General features: G+C 53.2%; 2 protein-coding genes. Both read left to right on the top strand.

The window, feature by feature from the left end; all coding sequences use genetic code 11:
• On the top strand, nucleotides 1-256 hold a 256-nt coding region (locus tag DZ54_RS24600; protein ID WP_164831632.1), incomplete at its 5' end, for a protein rep.
• A gap of 237 nt (nucleotides 257-493) precedes the next feature.
• Nucleotides 494-811 (top strand): hypothetical protein, encoded by a 318-nt coding sequence (locus DZ54_RS0117555; protein ID WP_025675539.1) that lies wholly within the window; start codon nucleotides 494-496, stop codon nucleotides 809-811.
• Nucleotides 812-1,000: the final 189 nt, after the last annotated feature.

The raw sequence follows: 1,000 nt of genomic DNA, 5'->3' as shown, positions 1-1,000 counted from the left end.
CGTGCGAGCCGTTAAGGCGAAGAAAAATCAAGATGAAGCGGACGCGCTACGCGCAGCCGTGGCGGAAACGCTGAAATATTCCACCAAACCCGCCGACATGACCAGCGACAGCGCTTGGTTTCTGGAGCTGACACGCCAAACGCACAAAATTGCGATTTTTAGCGTCGGGCGGGACGCTGAAAGACGTTTTGAAGCTGGGCGACGAGACCAACGAAGATCTGATTCTTGCCGACGGTGCACCCGCCGCCGTCGATGAGCCTCACTTACTCGGTTTTAACTGGCACGATTCGGAACGTCGCTACAAGCGCGCACCGAACGCAGATAAAACGCTTTAAACACGCCGCGCAGCGCTCCCAGAGGGCAGGAAGCATTTTGGAGACAAGGAGCACAAGCGAGTTGTCCGACAAAATGCGTTTCCTGCCCTCTCTCCGCACGACTTGCTTGCAAGTCCTAAGTGCGCCCTTGCTCCATAATCACCTGGTGAAATCGCGATTTGCCGCTGTTACAAGCAAATATTGCCCTGTTACAACGTCAATTTGTCCTGTTACAAGCGAAAAAGGGGTTGTTACAAACGCTACAACCCCTGTTACAGGCTCACAAAAGCGTTGCCAGCTCGGGGAAAGACCTCGCTTCGCGAGCTAATCCCCCTCACCGGCTCAATAATGATTTTCGGGTAAATGGTTTTAGGCCGGTTGAACTTGTTACCGAGCGAAAAGCGCCTGTTACCGAGCGATATTTACCTGTTACCGAGCGATATTTGCTTGTTACCGAGCGAAAACGCCTTGTTACCAAGCCCAACCTAGGGGGTTAGGTAAAAAATCGCTCTCAGAGGCTGTGAGGGCGTTTTTTGCTGATTGGGATCTCGGGGCTTGATGGATGGCAGAAACGATTTGTATTTACAATCTCGCTTGTGCTCCTTGCATTCAAAATGCTTCCTGCTCTCGACGGGTGCTGCGACGCGTTGGAGTGGCGGCGAGGGTCGACGGAGCAGTCGCGAAGC

The organism is Salinivibrio socompensis S35 (assembly GCF_000513715.1).
Classification (GTDB): Bacteria; Pseudomonadota; Gammaproteobacteria; order Enterobacterales; family Vibrionaceae; genus Salinivibrio; species Salinivibrio socompensis.
The sequence above is the reverse complement of the archived record's forward strand: the minus strand, read 5'-3'. Positions and strand labels throughout refer to the sequence as shown.